The sequence below is a fragment of the Mesorhizobium sp. WSM4817 genome (assembly GCF_055811135.1).
Map to the genome: position 1 here is coordinate 21,624 of NZ_JBVVQQ010000029.1, position 16,919 is coordinate 38,542.

Consider the following 16,919-nt stretch of genomic DNA (forward strand, 5'->3'; position numbering starts at 1 on the left):
TGCACCGGATGACGGAGCGCCAGCCGATCAAAATCGGAGCGACGGCAAAGCGCCCTACAATTGCCGATCTCGCCCGCGAAGCGGGGGTGAGCGTGGCAACGGTCGATCGGGTGCTGAACGCTCGCCTTCCGGTGCGGGAGGAGACCGCGCGTCGCGTCCACCACGCGGCCCACGCGATCGGCTATCATGCTGCGGGACTTATCAAACAGCGCATGGGAAAGGACCTGCCTCGCTACCGGCTGGGCTTCATCTTGAGGAAACCGGCCCAGCATTTCTACCAGGAGTTCGCGCGCGAGGTCGAGGCGTCGGTCAGTTCGGCCCACTGCTTCCACGGCATTCCGCTCATCGAATTCGCGCCGTCACATTTGCCTGGGGACCTGACGGCACTGCTTAAGGATCTTGGTAGCCGATGCCACGCGATCGCCATGGTGGCGCCAGATCACCCGAAGATCACGGCAGCAGTCGAGGAGCTCAAGGCGAAAGGCATCCCGGTCTTTTCGCTACTTTCTGACTTCGCCGCCGGCGTGCGCGAGGGCTACATAGGTCTCAACAACCGCAGCGTCGGTCGGACGGCAGCTTGGATGTTCTCCAAGGTCGCTAAACGGTCTGGCAAGGTGGCCGTGTTTGTCGGCAGCCACCGTTTCCAGGGTCATGAGCTGCGGGAAAGCGGGTTTCGTTCCTATTTCCGTGAGAACGAGCCAGCATTCGAGGTGCTGGATACGCTCGTCAATCTTGAGAAGCGACAGATCACTTACGAGGCGCTGCTGGATCTTATGCAGCGGGAACCTGAGCTCGTCGGCTTTTACATGGCCGGCGGTGGCATGGAGGGGGCTATCTCCGCGCTCCGGGAAGAGGGCAAAGGCCAGGATCTCGTCGCGATCGTGAATGAAATCACGCCGGAGTCGCGGGAGGCCCTCGCGGACGACATCATCACGATGGCGGTGGCGACGCCACTGCGCCGACTTTGCCAGGAGCTGATGTTGCTGATGGATCGCGCCATCAGGACCGGCACCGCGGAGACGCCGGGGCAGACATTTCTACCGTTTGACATCTATCTGCCGGAAAACATCTGAAATGATGGGATCTATCGCCATGGCCGACATTCCTTCCAAAATGCCCGCGCAGTCCACTCCACTCGGGACAGTGTGCGCATTTCAAATGAAGTGTACGCTCTGCTCATTCAGATCGAGGCCGAAGCCGTGCTGGGGGATCTCCTCAATTCAATCACGTTAGATGAAGCTAAGCGTGAAGCTCTTACAAAGGAGCTTCGCCAGTTGTGGGAGCAGCGCTGCATTCGGCTGCATCCCTCACAAGCTGCTCGCGTCCGCCGATCGTTTGCTGGACGAAGCATAACGGGCCCACCCAAATGGCTCTTTCGCTTCATGCGGTGTTCCGAACAGGAGCGGTGCGTTGCCCAGAGTCGGACCGCTCACTAATGGTCGGGCGACGCCGAGGCCGGTCGGGGGCAGTTTTGGCGCCGTTTTGCAGCAATGCTTGCTGATGGCTCAGCGAAGTCCCCCGTGATCGCCTGGCTGCCGGAGAGGCAACCTGGCGTGCGTCCTTCAGCATTCCCAAACCTCACCGTCGACATCACGGCCATGATCGGCCTTGAGAACGCGCCATCGATCGAACGCGAAAAGCGGGTTGGCAGGCCTTCAGGAGAGGCGAACACAAGTGAAGCGGCTTGAAGCTCGGCGTGAAAGGGGAAACAACTTTTCCGGACATATCGTGAGCGTGGCAAACTCGCTCCCAAGAGGTATAGCGGCCCGGTAAAGGCTCGGGGAATTTATGCACTCCGCGGGCCACGAAAACGTCCTGCCCAGGGCAAGCCTATATTGGCTTTCCCGATTGCGCACGACGCCGCTGCGTGGCTACGCAAAATTCACTCGGTCAGTACCGGGACGACGTTCCGACCAGGCGGCCGCCGCGGTTACTCGTGGAAGAAGGGTCGCCCCAGCAACGACTGCGGCGACGAGTAGCTTCGGTCAGGCTCCGTTCTTGTCGAAGCATGCTCTGCCGCTGCCGGACGACGCTCGATGCGAGTTCGACTCGGCTCGTGCCCTCGCCTCTCCCCGCTCGCCAATTCTGCGCAGCTGTCCGTTCTTCGGCGCCAACCGATGTCGGTAATCAGCGGGCTAGCGTCGGTAGCACCGGCCTTCGGAGGTTTTGCACTGCCAGCGCAGACTGGATCGCAGCTCTTAAGCAGCTCCTTTCAGTTCGGATGCCAGCCGTCGCGCTACCATCGAAAACACGGGAGATAGCTTTTGCATGCTGCAGGAATCCACCATCTCCTCGGTCCCGAGATGGCATTGCATACTTGCTCTTAGGTGCTCATAGGAACCGGTCTGTTCCGGGGTGTGCGTCGCCAGCGGGGCTTGCTCGGGCGGTCGGATGCATATAGCTCGGCTACAGAAGAAGCGGCCAGACCTTCATTCGTCGTCTGCCGCGACTTCCTGCATAATTCGTGTTCACAAGGAACGACCTATGAGGCGGCAGCCCCGAGCATTCACGGTGGAGATCAGACAGAAGCGCAGTTCTCAAAAACGGAGTCGTTCGATCTGGAGCGATGTCGATCTTACCGCAGCAATGGCCGAGACAACAAGGGAACTCGAGGAGATGGAGTTGCCAAATGGTCGCCCTGTTGACTCAAGTGTTGTAGCGCTTGATGCTGAACACTTGCACAAACCGCGAGCGGAGTATCTCATGGCAAATCCCCTGGACGCAGAACCAGAAATAACTGCAACGCAACCGGCAGCCAAGGTAGAGGGGCCTCAAAAGAAGAAAGCCAAACGGTCGCCGAGAGCGAAGGCTGAGCCTAGGCCGCCTGCTCGGAAAGCGCCCAATGCCGCGTCTCAGGCGGAGGAAGCACCAGCAGCGACCGTGCGGACCGGACGTAAGATCTACTCTGAAAAGGAGCGCGCCCAGATGCTCGCCCTGATACAGAAGTCTATCAGTGGCGGCGCCACCCTCAAGAGCGCCGTAAAGCAGGCCGGCATTTCGGAACAGACCTACTATCAATGGAAGAAAGCTGCGTTGCCCGCATCGGTTGGTGACGATCTGAAGGACCTCGTCGCGCTTGAGGAAGAAAACAAACGACTGAAGAGCCTGCTCGCGGAACGCCTGCGCAAGGAGAACGCGGAACTGAAGAGGAAGCTGGGGTTTTAATAACGCTGAATCGCAGATCGGAGCGCCAGAATTCTTGTCCGACGCGCTATCCGAGAGCTCATAACTGCGGGTCTGGCACCGGCACTTCTGGTCGGATGAAGCGGGTCGTCGGTGAATCCCGGAGAGGCCGCCTAGGTGAAGCAGCTGCTGCGCGACCGCGGTCCTAGAAGAAGATCACCTCAGGACCACCTGCGATTGGCTTCGCGCACTCGCCCTTTGTCCGCCATCAGGTGCTCTTCGTCCGAAAATTCCGATAGTCCGTCGCCCTCAGCATCAGATCCAACCTTCGCCTTGCGGGCCCATCGAACTGCCGCGGCCGCCCAAGGCAGTCCAATGGCCAGTGTTGACAATGGTGATCCGGCAAGCATCTGCATGAGCGGGACATAGGAGCGATCTCGAATGACTACTCCGCTCAATTTGTCTACGCGCCTTAGACCGGCACTCGCGCCAGTAGCCCGTGTCGGATGAGATCGATGCTGGCGGCAAATGCGCCTGCAGAGTCATTCAATGCGTGGACTTCCTCGACGAGCTCAAGAGAAAAGGGACCCGTATAGCCGCCATCAAGTAGCGCCCGGATCTGGCTGCAATTGTCGGAACCTCCCAGGAGGCGATCCGGGTGAACCCACAAGGTTGGATCGTTTATGCCTGAAATGTGCACGAGACCGGTCAGATCGCAGAAGAAGGACGTCTCGCCGGCGAGTGTGTGGTGGAATGTATCGTGCACAAGCCGGAAGACGGACTGGCCATCAACCCAGGCAATAGCGTTAGCCGCTTCGGTCTTCGACCGAAGCGAGGAGGTCTGGAAGCCAAGCGGTTCGATGAGCCCAACCAGACCCCGTGACTGAAGTATCGGCTTGAGCGCCTTCAAGGCGACGCGGAGATTGCCATTGCGCTCGCCATTGGCGGACCACGAACCGTCGTTCACCGGCACTAGCATGAGCGCCTGGGCGCCACAGGCGGCCGCATAATCGGCGAGCTTGCTGGCCTCGGCCTTGCGGGCGGGAGTCCATTCGTTGAACCGCTGTAGGGCGTTGACTGAGATGATCGTGACGCCCGCTTCGGCAGCGGCAGACCGAACCTCCGCCGGCGGCTTGCCGCGCACAACAGCCTTACTGCAGGGATTATTCCGGATTTGCACGTCGGTCAGACCGAGATCGCGGGCGAGCGCGAAGAACGTCCTGACGTCAAGCCCGGGCGTCGCCATGTGGTCGAGTGCAAACCGAAGTGGCGCCTGGCGCACGGAGAGGCTTTCCTCCATGAAGGCGGCCGCCATTCTCGGCTGACTGGCTTCTGCCGTTTGTTGATTTACGAGGCCGAAATGATCGGCATAGGGAGGCGAATCAATCGAACTGACCCGCTCTTTATTCACACGATTGTGCTTCATTGTGAGCCGACTTTCACGCAGCGGATACTACCGCGCCTCTTGAGAACATTGATCTGCTAGGCGAAATGACCGAAGATCGATCGAGGCTATCCAGCTGCTTCCGCAGAGTAGGCGCCAACCCGGAAAGATGCTGAACCGATCCGGAGCCAAACTGATGTGGCAGGCTGCTTCTTCGTAGCGAGGCCGATGCCCAGCGCAATCATAGCGCGTCCCTTCCAGGTCGGCACAACCTTCCTGGTTTCCCGTTTGGCCGCATACCACGCCGGGTCACGTAAGCGTCCGGCCCCATGAAGGTGGCCAAGCCATCGCTCAGCGGCGGAACACGGCACTGCGGATTGGCCTTCGCGAGCTAGCCGTAGATCACGCCGTGCTCGCCCTCGCTTTCATCAAGCAAGAGGGGCAGTGACGAGGCGAAAAGTCATTGGGCCGTGGCAGTGACGAAGTTCGCCAGCGGCGCTGCGCGGACGCTCGCTCGCAGGAAATCGATATCATCATCTCGGAAGGCTGGAGGGGTGTACATCGGGGGAACTCCTTGTGTGCATTGCAGGTCAGATACTTGCAATCTGGCCCTCTGGAAACAGCCAGTTCGTTGCAATTGAAGCCGTCCAGTTGGTGAAGTGGCATGGCGGGGGATCATCGGGCTAACAATTTGGCGGTCCAACAATGAGGCCCTCCGGCTTCTGCGCCCCCGACATCTCTTGGCTTCGCCCAACCGTCCGTGGCTCCGCCGTCGCCAGCGTACCGCTACCGATCGAGTTGCCGGCGATAAAGATAGAATCAGCGGCAGCCTTTCTGGCGGCCCTGATGGGGTGCTGTTGAAGACACCTACCCGGAGATGGCGCATCTCGTGCGGCTCGTTCAAGGGAGGAGGAGCGGCCAGTGCATTATGGCCCACGGTCACAAAGAGCGCATGCTGCTGCCGATCGAGCGGGGCGCGGCGCCCGGTGCCGTGATGCCATGCTGTCGGCCGGCCGGCTTAGCCGACTGCGCTACGCATGTAGGTCGGGCGGCAGCAGGGCGTCGCTGCGGTGGCTGGCCGTTCCCGGGGCAGCACGCGATTACCCGACGTTGCAGATCCATCGGATTGTCGCCGAGACTGCAAAAGCGCCAACCCCGTAAAGGGGCCCGGCCGGCACACGCTGCGTCACAGCTTCGCCAAGCCTGGAGGCCGGCGCCGAAGTCGGAGTTACCCGGGTCCTGCTGGGGCTCGACCCGCAGATATGCTGCAGGCCAGTCAGCTCGAGAACTTAGCCTTTTCAAGGAGGCGGAGAGCTCGCCCGACGGGTGAGCGTGCGGCGACTCGATCGAGATCGCCGATATGCTCCGTGCTGCCCGGCCTGCCTATCAGGTCGCGCATGCAGGCCAGCTCAGCCTCGGCAGCTCAAGGTCATGTCGGCGATCGAGCACTGCCGCACGGCAGGTGTTACGCGGCCAACGGCGGATCGGGCACAACTGCCGTGGTCGTCACACACGTCGATGAGGTAGGCGGAAATGAATCGTCATCCGCATCCCCCCCTCGGCGGAGAGCCACGAGTCTGCCCAAGCATGGCAGATGTCTCGCGACCGCTTCGATCCGAATTAATCCGGCTTTCGCGACGAGATGTATGAAGGCTCGGAGTGCCAGGACTGAAGCTCGCCCCGGAGCGTCTGACGTCGAGATTGATCAAAGCAGCAACCCGAAGAGGTGCGCATCTTTGGACCGTGGCTACACTGGGTCGATTCGAATTATGAATGCGGTGCACCTTCCGCTGGCCTGTACGAAATGGCCAGAGGGGTTACCTCCTATCGACCTTCGCAGCCCCAGGAGACCCAGCTCGCAAAGGAACGCAGACTGCTTGGAGTGAACCGATTATCATCGGGGCGGGCACGTTCCTCAACCGACCCGCCTGTCGAGACTAGCGACCGAGGCTTTAGCGGTGGTGATTTCCTGCTTGTAGACCTTACACCCTGGTGCCAGCTCTCTCAGACCGCTCACGAGCATGTTGGCCGCCTGCTCGAGCGCCTCTTCCGGCATCGCTGCCAAGCTTTCCAAAATAAACCACATGCGGCCGCCCACCGTCTCCAACCGGGTGCGCGTGCTCTGCCGCCAATTCCAGCGGCGACATGTAGCTCCCAGATCGTCGCGCCAGATGACCTCCCCCTTGGAAGCGCTTTCGACGACCGCTTCCCCATTCAAAACAGTGTGGAAGGACTCCGTTCCTACGGCAATCGTCAGCCGCGGTTTGCCGACATATGCATCGAAATTTTCGCCGCCAATGGGTATTGAGAAACGCAGGCTCACTGCATTGTAGAGGTCAACGACAGGATTTATTGGTGGGATGCGGCCATCCTTCTCCACCCGTTTTTTCAATGCCTGCGCCGAGCACGGCGTCCGGTTTGGTTTCGCGCCGAACCGGACGTATGCCTCCGCCCAATTGGCCAAGTGCGCTTCTCCCCAGGCGGGTCCCCCCGCTCGGGCGAAATCGCAAGCCTCTCCCAACACGTCCCGAGCCATGACGCCTCGCGCACTGTCCTCTGCATCAACAAGAATGCTGATTGCGCGAAAGTCAGGTGCGATCTCTGCTATTTCTTCGTCGATCAGCGGAAAATCCAACAACGCTTCCTCCTTTAAGCCGGCCGCGATGGCGCCTCTGCTTCCACTGGATTTTAGAGTCTCCTCAAGAATTCCTTTCCCCAGGTCCCAGGGTCAGAGTACTGCCCGGACCCGGACTGGCCGACAGAGCCAGTCCTGGCAAGTCTTGCTGGTCTGCGATCACTGCCGGCGTGACTCCGGGGTCACGAGCCAGGCCCGTTCGCTGTCAGGGCGGGTATTGAGCATCTTGCCGAATCCTTGGCAAAGCTTTTTACCCGTTGGACAGCGCCAGTAAGGAGCCGAACGCCATTCTCGATCTGCCGAATCGTCAGGGCGGAATAGCCCATCACCAGTCCAATCCGGTCAGCACGGCCTTCATCTCGGATGTACAGCAATGAAATCGGATGGATGCCAACCCCGACCCGCCGCGCCTCTTCAACCAGGACGTCCTCCAGCGACCGAGAAAGATCCTTGAACCAGACGACGACATGCAGCCCTGCATCGGCCCCCTCGATGGCAATGCTGTCTGCGAACGCGCGTCGAAGGACGGCAAGCAGTGCCTCTCGCCGCTCGCCGTTAAGACGGCGGACGCGGCGGACATGGCTTTCATAACCACCGCTCTCGATGAGTGAGGCCAGGGCCTCCTGTTCCGCGACCGGAGAATGCCTGTCGAGAAGCTGCTTGGCCATCGCAAAGACGTCTTGCAACTCGGCCGGAACCACCAGGTAGCCGATGCGCAGCATCGGCGACAGTGTCTTGGAGATCGTGCCAACATAGATTACGGAACTGCGGTCTTCCAGCTTGTGCAGCGGGGGCACCGGTCGAATGTCGTACCGGTACTCGCCATCGTAATCGTCCTCGATAATATAGGCGTCATTGCGCCGAGCCCATTCGAGGAGCTGATACCGCCGCGAAATCGACAAGACGGCGCCGAGCGGGAACTGGTGCGACGGGGTGACATAGGCCAGCCGCGCTGGGATCTCCTGCAGCAACTCGGTCTTCATGCCCTCGCTATCGACGGCGACAGCGACGGGCGTGGCTCCTGTGCTGGCAAAGACTTGGCGCGCCATTCTATAGCAGGGATCCTCGATCACGAAGCTGTCAGAAGGATCGAGCAGCAGGCGCGCGCACATATCGAGGCACTGCTGTGATCCGCTGACGACGAGGATCTGCTCGACCTGGCAGCTAAGCGCTCGGGCACGCCACAAATATCCCTGCAGCGCCTGGCGCAAGCGATGCGAGCCGCGTGGATCGTGATAGGCCAGCCTTCCGGGGCTTTGTGACATCGCCGCGTTCATCGCACGCTTCCACGTCAGCGCCGGGAAATCAGATGGGGCGAGGTCGCCATAACGAAAATCGACCTTGAGGCGGTTGGGGAGGTAATCGCGCCGTGGCGGACTGGCGCGCAGTCGCTCGCCGTAACAGGAAAGGTGGATCGGGCCAGTCCGTTTCGGCACCGCGCTGGTCTCTTTACTCCGGACTAGCGAAGATGCAACGCGAGGTCTTGCGCCTTGAATGACCTCGATGAAACCTTCGGCGACCAGCTGATCATAAGCCACGGTGACGGTGGTTCGCGACACACCGAGTTCATTTGCGAGGCCGCGTGACGACGGCAGCTGGCTGCCCGTTTCATAGATCCCACCCAGGATCTGCTCGCGAAGAGCTTCGCAGATCTGGCGCGCGCCGAGACCTTGCGAGCGAGCTGCCGACGCTTCAGGAGAAGGCTGGACCATTTCTTTCATCGCCAACTGGACGTTCCATCTGAGTTAGTGTGACGGCATTGTCCCCGAAATCAAGAGGGTTAAAGCCGATGACCAGCGCCGAAGATCAGCTTGAAGCCGAGGCAACATCAACGCCGTCCCGGAACGACGTCGGTCTCGCATTCGCCACCCGGGCCATCCATCATGGCTACGATCCGGCCGGCTTTTCCAATTCTGTTCAGACGCCGGTGTTTCTTACATCGACCTATGGATTTGAAAGCGTTGCAGCAAACGAAGCCGTCGCAGCGCTTGGCGGAAGGCTCTACGCACGCGAATACAACCCGACCACCGAGATCCTCGAAAAGCGGCTCGCCAATCTCGAAGGAGCCGAAGCTGGGCTGGTACTCGCCTCGGGGATCGCCGCCTTCGGCACGCTGATCCTTTCGCTGCTTTCGCAAGGTGACGAACTCATTGTCCACAAGACACTCTATTCAAATACGCTCGCCATGGTCGAGCAGGGGCTGCCGCAGTTTGGCATCAAGGTCGTTGCCGTCGACCTGTCGAATCCGAGCAATCTCAATGGCGCCATCACTGACAGGACCCGGCTCGTGTTCTTCGAGACACCAATCAACCCGCTGAGCCGTATCCTCGACATCGCTGCCATTGCCGAACACGCCCATTCTCGCGGCGTGAAGGTCGCCGTCGACAGCACCTTCGCCTCGCCCGCCCTCCAGCGTCCGCTGGAACTCGGAGCCGACATCGTGATCCATTCGCTGACCAAGTACATCAATGGCCATGGCGATGCTCTGGGCGGTGTGATACTGGGCGATGCGAAAACACTGCACCTGCTGCGCGAAACTGGCCTGCGCTATCTCACCGGGGCAGCGCTCTCGCCCATGTCGGCGTTCCTGATATTGCGCGGGCTGAAGACACTCACGTTGCGTATGGAGCGTCACAGTGCCTCTGGGCTTGCGGTCGCTCAGGCGCTCGCGGCGCACCCGGCTGTGGCTTGGGTTAGCTATCCATTTCTCGGCTCTCATCCCGACCATGAGATCGCGCGCAGACAGATGTCGCAAGGCTCGGGCATGTTGGCTCTCGGCCTCCAAACGGGGTTCGAGGGCGCGCGCCGTATGATGGACCGGCTCAAGCTGATCATCAGGGCGGTCAGCCTCGGCGACGCTGACAGTCTCATCTATCATCCGGCAAGCCTGACCCGCTCGCGCAAGTCAATCCGCAAGGACGCGCATTTGCCTGACGGGTCGGCGACGACCTCATGCGTCTGTCGGTAGGGCTCGAAGACGCCGCCGATTTGATCGCGGATCTAGAGCAGGCGCTGGACGGGGTCTGATGCCCAACGCCTCACCCAATGTAACAACGGGAGCTTCAGCATGGCTTTCCTGAGCGGCCTTTCGGCCTTCCCAATAACGCCAAGCGACAGTGACGGCGGCGTCGATGTCCTGGCGCTTCGAAAGCTGATAGCGCGGCTTTGCGCAGCAAAGGTGGATTCCATCGGCCTGCTCGGTAGCACCGGCACCTACATGTATCTGTCGCGCGCGGAACGCCGCCGGGCGATTTGCGAGGCGCTGGACGAGACGCGTGGACGAGTCCCGCTCGTGGTTGGCGTGGGCGCTTTGCGCACCGATGAAGCGGTACACTATGCAAGTGATGCGAAGGCCATTGGCGCAGCCGCGGGGTTGCTCGCGGCTGTTTCCTACACCCCGCTTGCTGACGACGAAGTTTTCGAGCATTTTTCGACAGTGGCGCGCGAAAGCGGCCTGCCGATCGTGATCTACGACAATCCTGCAAACACGCATTTTCGCTTCACGCCAGCGCTCATCGAGCGTCTGGGACAGCTGCCTGAGATCCTCGCTATTAAAAACTCAACCGACCGGGGCGATGCTATCAAAGGCCAACTTGCGCACCAGAAAAAAATTGTGCCGAAAGGATTCTCGATCGGCTACAGCGGCGACTGGAACGCCACCGAGGCCCTGATCGCCGGCGCCGATACATGGTACAGCGTCCTCGGTGGCATCTTGCCCGACCCCTGCCTGAGGATGGTCAGAGCCGCTCAGCACGGCGACCACGCAGAAGCACACCGGATCGACGCCACCCTGGCCCCGGTGTGGGAGCTTTTCAAGACGTTCTCGAGCCTTCGCGTCGTCTACGCAATCGCCGAGCTCCTCGAAATCTGTTCCGCCGAGCCCCCACGGCCAATCAAGCCGCTTTCCGCTGCGGCGAAGGGCCAGCTCGCCGGCGTCTTGGACCGTCTAGGATCAGGTGTCGGATCGTAAGCCGCGCGACTTCATATTGCCGAGGGAAAAATGTACGCACCGACCCCTTTCGATGACTAGCCGAGATGTTCTCCATAATCTGATCGGGAACAATGCGCGCGGCGTGCTGATCACCGATGGATCGACAGGCCTCGACGCCAATCACGTCCTCGTCAACGTGTTCGATTGGCAGAACGTCTTATCGGCGAGTGAGGTAGGCGTCCGGGGCCGCCAACGCCTACATTTCTCCGGACGAGTGTGCAGGCCAGACGACTTCCACTCGAAGCATCAAAGCCTTGATGCGCTAACAGCATTCAATCGCTGCGCAGGATCTTTGCTTCAAGCGCGGCTGCCACAAAAGCCCTTCGAGCAGCTGGTGGATGGGCCTCACCACGCAATACCTGCAGACAAGCGTCCATCGCTACCCTCCGTTTCTCGGTCCGATGATGAAGGGCACGGATCAGGATAGCGGCCGCCTGGTTGACATCGAACACGATACGCTCAGAACTGTGGCGGCCAACCTGAACAACGACCGCCCTCTCAAATCTGTGCAAGCCGGTCATCTCTCCGCCCCCCAAGGCGATCATCCGTCAATAGGGCCCAGGGTCGTCTTCTTTGCCGAGCCGACACTGCATCTGTGAGCCGAGACAATGCCCTTGACCGACCCCGCGCTAGCCTCACACGCGCTTAGCCGCTCTGTTCCGCTGCCGATCTGCAGGCGGGATCCATCGGTTGTCGGAGGTTGTTCCTCCAACATGACGGCGCGATTCAAAAAGCCGAATAGGCCCTTTGGGCGCTGCCCTCGCCATCGAAAATCTTGTCGATGACCTAAAGAGTAGCTTGATCAGGGAAGGCTCTCTTCTAACGCGATAACCTTCGTGCTCAGCACGCGCGCTCGGTGCCGAGGGAGCGCGGCACCTCCCGTGGCGCGGGTGATGTGTGACCGTGCACATCCTTGCCCAGCGCTTGCGGTGGCCAGGCCTTCTAGACTGCCGCACAGCGCTGCCTCGCAATTCTGGTGATTTTTGCGTGTCAGCCATTTTGTTCTAGATCACGCGGCAGACCTGATCATTCACCGCGCGGATCCCTCACATCCAAACAATCTAATTTACCGGTTCCTCATGATCCTGCATAGCGCGACAAAACCCACGGCTATGTTTTCCAGCCGTTTTCTGCGGTTGCTCTACGGTCACCTCGACAAGGATCTGCTATGCGCATTTGCGGTATCAAGCTGACGCACGACGGGGGAATTGCTGTCGTGGAAGACGGCAGATTACTCTTTTGCATCGAGATGGAGAAGCTCGACAATAACCTACGACACCAACATATCGAGCGGCTTGAGACGGTCGTCGCCGTTTTGACGGAAAACGGGCTTGCTCCGCGCGATATCGACCGGTTCGTTATTGACGGATGGGACGGTGAAATCCAGTCAGAATTCCAGGTTCTGAGTAACGGCTCCCCTATCACTCTCAACGGCGCGCCATATGTGGAGCGGGACGCCGAAGATCCCCTGACAGCCTATCAAGGTTCCGGTCTCATGCTCGACAATGGGGTATGTTCTTATGAAAGCTACCCGCATGTTGTTGGGCACGTGGCTTCCGCATACTGCACCAGCTCATTCGCCAAAGCAGAGGAACCGGCATTTTGTCTGGTATGGGACGGCTGCATCTTTCCGCGGCTTTACCACGTCGAGCCAAGTGGAGTCCGATTTGTTGGGTGCCTGTTTCCGATGATAGGCCATGCCTATGCGGCCGCGGGCCAACATTTCGGTCCTTACAGGCGAGAGCTGCGGACTGGCTGGAGTCTCGGTATCCCCGGCAAGTTGATGGCCTATATTGCGCTCGGAGTGGTCCATGAACACATCGTGAACGTGTTTCAGGAGCTTTACGAGGACCATTTTGCCTGGGATACGGACCTTGCCTTTGGCTACAGGAACAACAGCCACAGCGAAGACGCGTTACTCACGGCTGTGCACGACTTCTTCGATGCAAGCGCGTCGCGGCTAATCCCCGAAACGCCCGAGGACATACTTGCTTCGTTCCATGCCTTCATGGAGCGTCTTCTCGTCCGGGGGATGACAAGGGCGCTGCGTGGGTACTCAGTCCCCAAAACCCGAAACCTGTGCATCGCCGGCGGATGCGGGCTGAACATCAAATGGAACAGCGCCCTTCGGGCGAGTGGTTTGTTCGACGCAGTATGGGTGCCTCCGTTTCCAAACGACAGCGGATCGGCGATCGGCGCCGCTTGCTGTGCGCTGGCCGCCGACAAAGGTTTCGTGCATCTCGACTGGTCAGTCTACAGCGGGCCAAATGTGAGCCATGGCAAGGTTCCGCCTGGTTGGCAATCTGCTGCTTGCAGCCTGAAAGAACTTGCCGGCGTGCTCGCTGACAACAAGCCTGTGGTGTTCCTTGCAGGTCGCGCAGAGCTTGGTCCACGTGCTTTGGGAGCCAGAAGCATCCTGGCGGCCGCAACTTCGCCGGAAATGAAGGACCATCTCAACAAAATCAAAGTTCGAGAGCATTTCCGACCGGTAGCGCCAATATGCTTGGAGGATCGTGCACCTGACATGTTTGACCCCGGCACGCCGGATCCTTACATGCTGTTCGAACACCGAACCCGTTCGGAGTGGAAAGAAAAAATCCCGGCGGTCGTCCATCTCGACGGGACTGCGCGCCTTCAGACAGTTTCGAGAACTTCTGAACACCCAATTGCAGAACTTCTGATAGAATATGAGAAACTCACGGGCATTTCGCTGCTCTGCAACACGAGTGCAAATCTCAATGGACGTGGTTTTTTTCCGGATGCGGCTGCCGCTTGTGAGTGGGGATGCGTAGACCACGTTTGGTGCGATGGGTTGCTGTTGACCAAGACAGGTGCAAGTCAATTCGAGGGCTGAGCGGCGGGCTGTAACGAACTTGAGTTACCGCGCTCTAGGGCTGCAATGGCCGGCAGCATCGCTGAGGGAGCCGGACACTGCGGGTGCGTGCGGTTACGGCTCTTGAAGCTGCCCTGATCTGACGAACGAATCTGATCGTCATGGCCGATAAAGCGCCGAGACTGTGCTGTTGAGCTGTTGAGCTGGCAAGCACGCGAATGCTTTTGCTTAACGATGTGAATGGAGGGTTCGAACACCAGGGCCTGCACGGCCCTGCCGACCGGCACGCCAGTCGTCTGCTACGGTGGCGACAAGCATGAGCGAATTAGCTGTTTGAGCTCCTTCTGCCAACGGAATCCCGCATTGCCTGCCGCGTTAATCCCTGGGAGCGTCCGCCTTGCCGTCCGCGACTTTGCTCAGCACCGAACCACTCCGCCATCGCGCCGGGCATGTGGCCGACCACGTTGACCCCGACACCCTCCGTCAGTGTCAGCAAGTCGGAGTAGAGGTCCACATCCTCGAGCATGCTCCTTGCAGGATCCATACGTGCGAGATCGGTTGCAGCAACCCTATGCCGAAGAGCACAATTGCCAGCGCACGGTCCTGGTGCCGTCGCGGGGTCGCTGCCGGTTCTTCTGACCGCCCGCGTCGTGCTCGGAATAGCGCTCGGAGGCTTCTGGTCGATGTCGGCAGCGTTGGCGATGCGGCTCGTTCCAGGTCACCTCCTGCGGCGCGCCATGTCGATCATCCTCACCGGCGTACCGTCGCTACCGTTTGTGCGGTTCAATCGGCGCCTATGTCGGCGACGTCTGGGGGGTGGCGAAGCGCCTTCATGATCGCTGTAGTCTTCGGCGCGTTACACTGGTGTGCAACTCATGAGTTTTCCGAGGCTGCCTCCGATAGAGCGGCCAGCTTCCGCAGTCTGCTGGATGTGGCCAAGAATCCGATGATCAAAGTCGCGATTTTGGTCGTCCTGCTGGTCGCTTCCGGGCACTTCGCCGGCTTCATCTGTATCCGCGCCTTCCTCGAGAATGTTCCCGCGCTCAATATCGAGACGATCTCGCTCGTGTTGCTCGCCTTTGGCGCCGGCGGCTTCTTCGGCAATTTGGCCGGCGGATTCTTGGCCGAGCACAGCCTCCAGGCAGTCGCGGCCCTGCCGCCCCTGCTCATAGCGATGGCCGACGCTGCTGACGTCGGGAGCATCGGCCTGGGCCGAGGCGATTGCGGTACCGTATGGGGCTTTGCGTTCGGCGCGGTGCCGGTGGGACTGCAGAATGCATGGTGCTGCGCGCCCCTCCCGAGCAGGCCGAAAACGCCGGTGGGCTGATGGCCGCAACGTTCCAAGTGGCCATGGCCGCCGGCGCGATTTTCGGCGGACGCTGGTGGACGATGCCGGCGTTGCCAGTGCCTTTGCCTACAGCGCCGTTGCCTCGCTCCTCGCTGCCGTGACAGTGTTCTTGCTCGTACCGAAGCGCGAACCCTAGACCGCCTGACACAGGCCAGTGCAGCACGGGGAAAGATGCAATCGAATCAGCCGCGCGGTGCGATCCTGCTCACGATTTTTGGCGGTTGCAGCCTCGTCTCCGCGCGATCGCACGTTGTTGTCCGGTCGATTTCGACCAGCGGCGGCGTTTTGAATGATGGTGCCGACGAGAGAAGCCAAGAGTGCCGGACCGAAGCGGACCGCCTCGCCGTCGACCGCTCGCCTCGTACGACTATTAATCCAAGGGCGATCCCGTGCTTGATCCGTGTGAGGCGGCTTTCCATTCCTCCGGGCCGAAGCAGCTTTTGACTTGATGGAATTCCCGGCAATTGGGCGGTGCATAGGGGGTAGGCCTTCAGACTCGCAAAGCCTGCGGTAAAAGTACTTCTTCCACTTCATGTTTTTGGTGTTGCCGGCTACCAGCGTCGGAAAATCAGCACCACACTGTCATGCAAAAATCACCGAATTGGAGTCAAACCCAATTTTTGCGTGCCGTTCGCCAGGAGCGCCCGCGGCTTCACATGCGGGATGCCTCCTGCAACATTATCTGCCGCATCCAGGTGCTTGCCGGATCACTGTTGTGAAGGGTGGGCCATTGGACGGCCTCAGTGAACGTGGGTAGTGGCAGGGGAAGTTCGACGATCCGCAGAGGAAAAGTCTTTTTGAAATGCTGAACCAGCCGGAAGGGCATGGTCGCTATACGATCTGTGCCTGAGACCATCGGCGGGATCATGCTAAAGGCCTGCACGATAATCTCGACACGTCTCTTGAGACCATGTTCAAGCAAAAACCGTTCCTCGATGGATGGCATCTGCGCACGGCCGACCCTGAACGCAATGTGCTTCATCGACACGTACCTCTCGAATGTAAGCTGCTGTGGCAGCTGCTTGTTCGTGGGGCAGCCTACGCACACGAATGTCTCGTCGAACAGCGCCGCTCTTGGATGCGCGCTCGACATGAACAATTCCGGAAGAATCAGAAAATCGACGTCACCGCGCCGGAGAAGCTCATCGAGATCGTCGTCGAGCGGCAGCAATTCGAAGCTGACGGCGGGTGCTTCGCGTGCAACACGCTCCACGACCTTTTCAAAAAACACGAGTGTGGCGAAATCGGAAATCATGATCCGGAAGCGGCGATCGGATTGAGCCGGTTTAAACGGATCCCAAGAAATAATCGAGCACTGTATGTGCAAGAGTGCGCCGCGAACAGCGGGGGCGAGTGTTTCCGCACGCGAGGTTAGAACACGTTCGCGGCCGCTCATCGTAAACAGTTCATCGTTGAAATAATCGCGCAGCCGGCCGACGGCCGCGCTCATGGCCGGCTGACTTAGGTTGATGCTGCTTGCCGCCGCCGTGAGGTTGCGCTCGGTCAGCAGTGCGTCGAGCACAACGAGAAGGTTCAGATCAAGGCCTTTGAAACGCATGCCTCATCTGTCCGTAACGTGGTTGCTTGTCATCGCGACCATTGTGG

The 16,919-nt window shown here is 59.9% G+C and carries 11 protein-coding genes and 2 pseudogenes; 6 read left to right on the top strand and 7 right to left on the bottom strand.

The annotated features are described in order from the left end of the window. Positions 1-8: 8 nt before the first annotated feature. Positions 9-1,073 carry a LacI family DNA-binding transcriptional regulator gene (locus AC0L2K_RS29255; protein ID WP_065011499.1) on the top strand — a complete coding sequence of 355 codons (1,065 nt, stop codon included), beginning with the start codon at positions 9-11 and terminating at the stop codon, positions 1,071-1,073. Between the two features lie 1,630 nt (positions 1,074-2,703). Then, positions 2,704-3,165 (top strand): transposase, encoded by a 462-nt coding sequence (locus AC0L2K_RS29260; protein ID WP_473533040.1) that lies wholly within the window; start codon positions 2,704-2,706, stop codon positions 3,163-3,165. A 430-nt stretch (positions 3,166-3,595) separates the two neighbouring features. On the opposite strand, the gene AC0L2K_RS29265 is transcribed toward AC0L2K_RS29260, so the two are convergent. From AC0L2K_RS29265 to pdxR, 4 genes and pseudogenes are all read right to left on the bottom strand, one after another. Beyond that, positions 3,596-4,438 (bottom strand): TIM barrel protein, encoded by an 843-nt coding sequence (locus AC0L2K_RS29265; protein ID WP_065011503.1) that lies wholly within the window; start codon positions 4,436-4,438, stop codon positions 3,596-3,598. 299 nt (positions 4,439-4,737) lie between these two features. Beyond that, positions 4,738-5,069 (bottom strand): annotated as a pseudogene (locus AC0L2K_RS29270) (FMN-binding negative transcriptional regulator); the annotation flags it as partial. 1,353 nt (positions 5,070-6,422) lie between these two features. Beyond that, the gene (locus tag AC0L2K_RS29275; RefSeq protein ID WP_176478102.1) at positions 6,423-7,145 is read right to left on the bottom strand and encodes a B3/B4 domain-containing protein; all 723 of its coding nucleotides are present in this window, start codon (positions 7,143-7,145) and stop codon (positions 6,423-6,425) included. Positions 7,146-7,324: 179 nt separating this feature from the next. Then, positions 7,325-8,863: a MocR-like pyridoxine biosynthesis transcription factor PdxR gene (gene pdxR / locus AC0L2K_RS29280; RefSeq protein ID WP_065011497.1), complete on the bottom strand. Its 1,539-nt coding sequence runs from the start codon at positions 8,861-8,863 to the stop codon at positions 7,325-7,327. A 68-nt stretch (positions 8,864-8,931) separates the two neighbouring features. Between pdxR and AC0L2K_RS29285 the strand changes: the two are divergent. Then, positions 8,932-10,169, top strand: a pseudogene (locus tag AC0L2K_RS29285) (trans-sulfuration enzyme family protein). Between the two features lie 40 nt (positions 10,170-10,209). Beyond that, on the top strand, positions 10,210-11,112 hold the full coding sequence (locus AC0L2K_RS29290) for a dihydrodipicolinate synthase family protein (RefSeq protein WP_473533041.1): 903 nt from the start codon (positions 10,210-10,212) through the stop codon (positions 11,110-11,112). 293 nt (positions 11,113-11,405) lie between these two features. Here AC0L2K_RS29290 and AC0L2K_RS29295 read toward each other — a convergent pair whose 3' ends face one another. Next, positions 11,406-11,678 (bottom strand): DUF982 domain-containing protein, encoded by a 273-nt coding sequence (locus AC0L2K_RS29295; protein ID WP_348626648.1) that lies wholly within the window; start codon positions 11,676-11,678, stop codon positions 11,406-11,408. A gap of 623 nt (positions 11,679-12,301) precedes the next feature. Between AC0L2K_RS29295 and nodU the strand changes: the two genes are divergently transcribed. Together nodU and AC0L2K_RS29305 are read left to right on the top strand one after the other, a co-directional pair. Beyond that, a complete protein-coding gene (nodU, locus tag AC0L2K_RS29300; protein ID WP_473533042.1) occupies positions 12,302-13,987 on the top strand; it encodes a nodulation protein NodU in 1,686 nt (561 codons plus the stop codon). 811 nt (positions 13,988-14,798) lie between these two features. Beyond that, positions 14,799-15,293, top strand: coding sequence for a hypothetical protein (locus tag AC0L2K_RS29305; protein ID WP_473533043.1), 495 nt, complete (start codon positions 14,799-14,801; stop codon positions 15,291-15,293). Positions 15,294-15,446: 153 nt separating this feature from the next. Here the strand turns inward: AC0L2K_RS29305 and AC0L2K_RS29310 are convergent, their stop codons facing one another. Further along, positions 15,447-15,848 carry a hypothetical protein gene (locus tag AC0L2K_RS29310; RefSeq protein ID WP_473533044.1) on the bottom strand — a complete coding sequence of 134 codons (402 nt, stop codon included), beginning with the start codon at positions 15,846-15,848 and terminating at the stop codon, positions 15,447-15,449. Between the two features lie 118 nt (positions 15,849-15,966). Beyond that, positions 15,967-16,872: a LysR family transcriptional regulator gene (locus tag AC0L2K_RS29315; RefSeq protein ID WP_473511976.1), complete on the bottom strand. Its 906-nt coding sequence runs from the start codon at positions 16,870-16,872 to the stop codon at positions 15,967-15,969. Positions 16,873-16,919 lie beyond the last annotated feature (47 nt).

Excerpts from the sequence above, each read along its gene's own strand:
- AC0L2K_RS29255 (WP_065011499.1), top strand. The coding sequence starts at position 9 with ATGACGGAGCGCCAGCCGATCAAAATCGGAGCGACGGCAAAGCGCCCT.
- AC0L2K_RS29260 (WP_473533040.1), top strand. The coding sequence starts at position 2,704 with ATGGCAAATCCCCTGGACGCAGAACCAGAAATAACTGCAACGCAACCG.
- AC0L2K_RS29265 (WP_065011503.1), bottom strand. The coding sequence starts at position 4,438 with ATGGCGGCCGCCTTCATGGAGGAAAGCCTCTCCGTGCGCCAGGCGCCA.
- pdxR (WP_065011497.1), bottom strand. The coding sequence starts at position 8,863 with ATGAAAGAAATGGTCCAGCCTTCTCCTGAAGCGTCGGCAGCTCGCTCG.
- AC0L2K_RS29290 (WP_473533041.1), top strand. The coding sequence starts at position 10,210 with ATGGCTTTCCTGAGCGGCCTTTCGGCCTTCCCAATAACGCCAAGCGAC.
- AC0L2K_RS29295 (WP_348626648.1), bottom strand. The coding sequence starts at position 11,678 with ATGATCGCCTTGGGGGGCGGAGAGATGACCGGCTTGCACAGATTTGAG.
- nodU (WP_473533042.1), top strand. The coding sequence starts at position 12,302 with ATGCGCATTTGCGGTATCAAGCTGACGCACGACGGGGGAATTGCTGTC.
- AC0L2K_RS29305 (WP_473533043.1), top strand. The coding sequence starts at position 14,799 with ATGATCGCTGTAGTCTTCGGCGCGTTACACTGGTGTGCAACTCATGAG.
- AC0L2K_RS29310 (WP_473533044.1), bottom strand. The coding sequence starts at position 15,848 with ATGAAGTGGAAGAAGTACTTTTACCGCAGGCTTTGCGAGTCTGAAGGC.
- AC0L2K_RS29315 (WP_473511976.1), bottom strand. The coding sequence starts at position 16,872 with ATGCGTTTCAAAGGCCTTGATCTGAACCTTCTCGTTGTGCTCGACGCA.